This window comes from Sulfuricurvum sp. (assembly GCF_028712165.1).
Classification (GTDB): domain Bacteria; phylum Campylobacterota; class Campylobacteria; order Campylobacterales; family Sulfurimonadaceae; genus Sulfuricurvum.
Genome location: NZ_JAQTQR010000108.1, coordinates 1 through 5,958 on the forward strand (window position 1 = coordinate 1; position 5,958 = coordinate 5,958).

Annotated in this window: 3 protein-coding genes; all 3 read left to right on the forward strand. The window is 45.4% G+C overall.

The features are described 5' to 3' along the window. Positions 1-2,551, forward strand: a 2,551-nt coding sequence (gene uvrA, locus PHP90_RS13510) for an excinuclease ABC subunit UvrA (RefSeq protein ID WP_299930955.1), incomplete at its 5' end; no start/stop codon positions are given. Between the two features lie 31 nt (positions 2,552-2,582). After that, positions 2,583-3,401: an HDOD domain-containing protein gene (locus PHP90_RS13515; RefSeq protein ID WP_299930957.1), complete on the forward strand. Its 819-nt coding sequence runs from the start codon at positions 2,583-2,585 to the stop codon at positions 3,399-3,401. A 9-nt stretch (positions 3,402-3,410) separates the two neighbouring features. Next, positions 3,411-5,958: DNA polymerase I (gene polA, locus PHP90_RS13520; RefSeq protein WP_299930959.1), on the forward strand; the 2,548-nt coding region annotated here is incomplete at its 3' end.

Genomic DNA, 5,958 nt, shown 5'->3' on the forward strand with positions numbered 1-5,958 from the left:
GACTTCTAAAAACCCCCGTTCTACGGTTGGAACAATCACTGAAATTTATGACTATTTACGTCTTTTATATGCCCGTATCGGGGTTCAGCATTGCCACCTGTGCGGTAAAAAAATCTCCAAAATGTCCGCTCAGGATATCATTGATCAGGTTCTAAAGCTCCCGGATGGAGCAAAAATCGTTATTTTGGCTCCATTGATTCGGGAAAAGAAGGGTTCATTTTCCGATATTCTTGAATCTCTCCGTCACAAAGGATACGTACGTGCAATGGTCGATGGGGTTATGGTTCGTCTGGATGAAGAGATCGAGCTGTCCAAAACCAAAAAACATACACTCAAAGTGGTCATTGACCGCCTGATTATTAAAGACGATAACCATGACCGCGTGGCACAAGACGTTGAAAAAGCGCTTAAAGAGTCGTACGGTGAGGTTGAGATCGAAATCCAAAATCACGACGAAATAGGGATGGCAGAAAAGCTGATCCACTACAGCGAACACAGTGCCTGTTTTGATTGTAAAGTGAGTTTTGATCCGCTAGAGCCACTCTCGTTTTCGTTTAACTCCCCTAAAGGGGCATGCAGTGAATGTGACGGATTGGGGATACGATATGCGCTCGATTATGACAAGATCATCGATTCGGAGCTAACAGTCGAAAAAGGGGCGATCAAGATCGTTTACGGATTTAACAAAGGATATTATTTCACTTTCTTAAAAGCATTCTGCGTATCAGAAGGAATCAGTATCTCCGCTCCGTTTTATACCCTCGAAGAACATCAGAAAAAAGCGATTCTCCACGGCAGTGTTGATGAAGTGGAATTTAAATGGCAAGATCATCCGATCAAACGGGTATGGCCGGGGATCGTTCGAATTGCATACGATATCTTTAAAGATGAAAAAGATTTGGCGGATTACATGTCTGAAAAACCGTGTAATATCTGCGGGTCGCATCGTCTCAAACGCGAATCACTCGCTGTACGGGTTGCTGGAAAAGGGATCGGTGATGTGATCACGATGCCGCTCAAAGATTCGTATGCATGGTTCGCTGATCCTCAGACGTTTGATGGGCTCAGTGAGCAGAGTACGATGATTGCGGCTTCTATTTTGAATGAAATTCGAGAACGCCTTTTCTTCCTCTATGATGTGGGTCTTGGGTACCTTTCACTCAGCCGTGATGCCCGCAGTATCAGCGGAGGCGAAGCACAGCGTATCCGTATCGCCAGCCAGATCGGAAGCGGTTTGACGGGAGTCATGTATGTTTTGGATGAGCCGAGTATCGGACTGCATGAACGTGATACGCTAAAACTCATTCGCACCCTTCGTTCATTGCAGGAAAAAGGGAACACCGTTATCGTCGTAGAACATGATAAAGAGACGATTGAGAATGCCGACTATATCGTCGATATCGGTCCGGGTGCGGGAAAATTCGGCGGTAATGTTGTGTTTGCCGGAACGTTAGAAGAGATGAAAAAATCCGATACTCTCACGGCACAATACCTTTCGGGTCGGAAAAAAATCGAGTATTTTTACCGCAGAGAGCAAAAAGAGTGGATGAGCATTAAAAATGTAACATTAAACAATATTAGCGATTTAAGTGTCCAGATTCCGCTCCATAATTTCGTCTGTGTGACAGGGGTGAGCGGAAGCGGGAAAAGTTCATTGATTCTTCAAACCTTGCTTCCGGTTACGAGAGAGATACTTAACCACGCCCGCAAAATCAACCGCGTGGCAGGGGTTGAAGTGGAAGGGTTGGAAAAACTTGATAAGGTCATTTACCTCGATCAAAGTCCTATCGGACGAACACCGCGTTCAAACCCTGCCACCTATACAGGGGTTATGGATGAAATCCGTAACCTGTTTGCAAAGACCAAAGAGGCACAGATTCGCGGCTATACGGCATCACGTTTTAGCTTTAATGTAAAAGGTGGTAGATGTGAGAAATGTCAGGGGGAAGGGGAGATCAAGATCGAGATGCACTTCCTTCCGGATATTATGGTCAAATGTGATGCGTGTCACGGAAGCCGCTATAACATGCAAACCCTGCAGGTTGAATACAAAGGTAAAACTATTTCGGATGTTCTCAATATGTCGGTCGGCGAAGCGCTGGAGTTTTTTGCCCCTATTCCGAAGATCAAAGCGATTTTGCAAACATTGAGCGATGTGGGTCTCGATTACATCACTTTGGGACAGAATGCGGTAACCCTCTCAGGCGGGGAAGCGCAACGGATTAAATTGGCAAAAGAGCTAAGCCGTCGGGATACCGGAAATACTTTGTATGTTCTCGATGAACCGACAACCGGATTGCATTTTGACGACGTCAACCGTCTAACCAAAGTACTCCATAATTTTGTTGAGCTTGGAAATTCGGTTCTCGTGATCGAGCACAATCTCGATATGATCAAAAATGCCGATTACATAATCGACATGGGACCTGAGGGTGGAAGCGGCGGCGGATTGCTTGTCGCAGAAGGTGATCCCGAAAGTGTAGCCAGAGATTGGGAAAAAACAGGAAGTTTTACCGGAAAATATTTGGCTCTTGAATTAAGTAGGGTATAATAACTTCAATAGCTTTTGTAGAGGATTATGAATGAAGAGCTCAATAATAAACAGTATTAAATCTTTGCCTCCATTGCCGAAAACGGTAATCGATATGCAGCGTGTGTGTAATGACCCCAACTCTTCGATTCACGATTTAGTAAAAACGGTCGAAACCGATCCGATGATTGTGGCAAACTTGCTCAAAGCCGCTAACTCGCCGTTGTACAGTTTTCGTCGTGAAATTAATAATGTAGGTCAAGCGGTTTCTTTATTCGGGATGAGTATGACCCGTTCTATCGGGATCGGAAATTCGGTTCGCAAGCTCCTTAATGTGGATATGGAGCCTTATGGCGTAAGTTCGGAACATTTTGCGGAGATATCATCGATGCAGGCAGCTTTGATGCATGCATGGTATATGAAGATTGATCGCGCTAAAGCAGACAAACTGTTTTTGGCCGCATTTTTGCAAGAGACCGGAAAAATCATTATTGCCAGCGATGTGATCCAAGAAGATTTGGCCACCAATTTTAAAGCCGACGTTACAACAGCCATCGATATTGCAAGTGTCGAGCGCTCGTATGTCCAAGAGACGACGGCGTCGGTTACAGCTGCTATCTTTACCCACTGGAATTTTGACAGAGACTTTGTCGAGATGATCGAATATTCGGATACTCCTGATCAAGCCCCGGAAGAGGTAAAAGAGTTTTCAACCGCACTTCATATTATCAAAACGATTGTTCCGATCAACGATCCTTTCGGAGAACACGGGATTGCATTCGGACTTAAAAAAGCTGAAGCCGCCGGATACGATGTGACCAAACTTCAAGCGGCGATTGATTCGATTCTTGAAAAAACCCGCGCCATATAAAGGCGTAGGATGGCTCAACAAACCGTTACAGTAATTGATACATTTGGATTTTTTTTCCGCAGTTTTTACGCACTTCCTCCACTAAAAAACAAACAGGGTTTTCCAACCGGCCTTTTGACCGGATTTATCAATTTTATTGCTTCGCTGCATAAAGACCACAGCAGTGATTATCTCATTTTCGCTCTCGATGCGAAAGGTCCAAGTTTCCGTTCCGAGATTGATCCTCAGTACAAAGCCAACCGTTCTCCCGCACCGGAAGAGCTGATTATGCAGCTTCCGATAGCGATAGAATGGATTGATAAGATGGGATATAAATCGCTCATGCAAAGCGGATACGAAGCGGACGATATGATCGCTTCGGTGGTTCGACATGCCCGTGCTCAAGGACACATCGTTCGTGTCGTTTCACACGATAAAGACCTCTATCAGCTTATCGAAGACGATGTTGTCGTTCTCGTCGATGCGATCAGTAAAAAAGTGATGAACGAACGTCATTGTGATGAAAAATACGGGGTTCATCCGAGACAGTTTATCGACTATCAAGCCCTTATCGGTGATACGGCTGATAATGTCCCCGGCGTTAAAGGGATCGGGAAAGTAACGGCGCAAAAGCTTCTTAGTCAGTTTGGTACACTCGATGAAATGTATCGTCGTCTTGATGAAGTGACACCGCCTCGTATTCGCGGATTGTTGGAAACCTATCGGGATGATGCGTTTCGTTCACGTGAGCTAGTCAGTTTGCGGGATAACGTATTTGAATCACTTGATTTCAGTGAATTTGCGATGCATTTTGACAATCCGTTCTTACCAATTTATGATGATTTGGTTCATTACGAGATGAATGCCGTCCTCCGAACCTTAAAAGCCAAAGCGCTGTTTGAAGAATCACAAGGGACACCTTCACCGCGAGTAGCAGAAATAAAACCTCTTGATCTCCCGAAATGTGACAATCCTGAAGGGTGCACGATGTTGATCGATACCGACGAAGCGCTGGAACGTATCATTGCTTCGATCCCTCAGGATGCAATGGTCGCGTTTGATACTGAAACGACGGGGTTGGATGCTACAAAAGATCATTTGGTCGGTTTTAGTTTTAGCAGTGACGGCAAAACAGGCTATTACGTCCCCTTGGCACACAGTTATCTGGGAGTAGGGGGACAAGTCAGTCATGATGGTGCGAAGAGAGCGATCACAGCGATTTTTGAGCGTCGTGTCATAGGCCATAATATCAAATTTGATCTCCATTTTGTGACCCGATTTTTAGGGGTCGATCGTCTCAATATTTATGCCGATTCTATGGTGATGGCATGGCTTACCGATTCGGCACGCTCGTTAGCGATGGATAACCTATCCCAATCACTTTTACATCATGAAATGATCCATTTTAAAGATACGGTCAAAAAAGGGGAAAACTTTGCATCGGTCGCGATCGAAGACGCGTGTAAATACGCGGGGGAAGATGCCTATATTACGTATCGTTTGTATGAAGTCCTTCGCGAACAGCTCCTTTTAAAAGGGGGGCAAGAAGCGTTGGATGAAGCGTTTAATATCGAATTCCCTTTTACCCTGACATTGCTTGGGATGGAGCGCGAGGGGATTGCAGTCGATACTGCGGTATTGGAGCAGTTTAAAAAAGAGGTGGCATTAGAAATTGCTACATTAACAGAGCAAATCCACAACGCGTGCGGCACGGTATTCAACCTCAATTCCCCTAAACAACTTGGGGTAATCTTGTTTGAAACATTGGGTCTGGCACACGGTAAGAAAACGAAAACGGGTTACAGCACGGATGAACAGGTTTTAGAAGGACTTAAAGACGAGCATCCGGTTATACCGATGCTGCTTCAATACCGTGAGTATCATAAGCTCTATTCGACCTACATCGAACCGTTGATCGCGTTGGCGCAAAATGATCCTTCGTCGCGTATTTATACGTCGTTTGTTCAAACGGGAACGGCGACGGGACGGCTCAGTTCCAAAAATCCAAATCTCCAAAACATTCCGGTCAAAACGGCATTGGGGATGCGTATCCGTGAAGCGTTCGTTGCCCCTAAGGGCAAAAAACTGATCGGGATCGACTATTCTCAGATCGAGCTTCGTCTCCTCGCTCATTTCAGCAATGACACCGTATTGGTGAATGCCTTTAACGAGGGGCATGATATCCATATGCAAACGGCAATCGCGTTGTTCGGTGAGGAAGATGCACCACGTAAGCGTAACATCGCGAAAACGGTCAATTTTGGTCTGTTGTACGGAATGGGACAAAAGAAACTCTCCGATACATTGGGGATTACAACGAAAGAAGCCAAAGAGATTATCGAGCGCTATTTCGAGACATTTCCGAGTGTCAAAGGATATTTTAGCGGTATTGTCGAGCAGGCCAAAGAGATGGGCTATGTCGAGACACTCTTGCACCGTCGCCGCTATTTTGATTTCGGCAGTGCAACACCGATGCTCAAGGCGGCGTATGAGCGAGAGTCGGTCAATACCGTATTCCAAGGTTCAGCATCCGATCTCATCAAACTCTCGATGAACAAGATCGACGCGATGATCCGAA

What these genes read in the sequence shown, in the direction of transcription:
- PHP90_RS13515 (WP_299930957.1), top strand. Translation starts at nt 2,583, where the DNA reads ATGAAGAGCTCAATAATAAACAGTATTAAATCTTTGCCTCCATTGCCG.